Origin of the sequence: Kurthia massiliensis (assembly GCF_000285555.1) — a bacterium.
Taxonomy (GTDB): domain Bacteria; phylum Bacillota; class Bacilli; order Bacillales_A; family Planococcaceae; genus Kurthia; species Kurthia massiliensis.
Window position 1 is genome coordinate 1 of record NZ_CAEU01000087.1, and the last position, 431, is coordinate 431.

Annotated in this window: 1 protein-coding gene; it reads right to left on the reverse strand. The window is 40.6% G+C overall.

Going from position 1 to position 431, the window contains the following annotated elements:
* Positions 1–43: 43 nt before the first annotated feature.
* Positions 44–431 (reverse strand): RNA-guided endonuclease TnpB family protein (locus KMHG_RS17075; protein ID WP_010285682.1); only part of this gene is annotated, 388 nt, incomplete at its 5' end.

Consider the following 431-nt stretch of genomic DNA (forward strand, 5'->3'; position numbering starts at 1 on the left):
GAAACAGCGGCTTCACTTTTTTAGTAGGCTATCCCCGTAGTTCCTACGGTTGTTGTTTCAAAATTCTTAGCCCTTCAGCTAAAATATTACGACTTGCATTGAGGTCACGATCTAGTATCGTATCACAAGATGGACAAATCCACTCACGAATATCCAATGTTTTCTTGCCATCTCGATGACCACACGCATGACAAAGTTGGCTCGATGGGAAGAATCTTGAGACTTTGACGATTTCTCGGCCATACCACTTTGCCTTGTACGTCAGTTTTTGCACAAAAGAAGACCATGATACATCGCTAATTACCTTTGCCAATTTACGATTTTTCAACATCCCTTTTGTGTTTAAGTCTTCGAGGCAAATGACGTCATATTGGTGAATCAATTCCGTTGATAGCTTGTTTAAAAAATCTTCTCGCTGGAAAGCAACACGT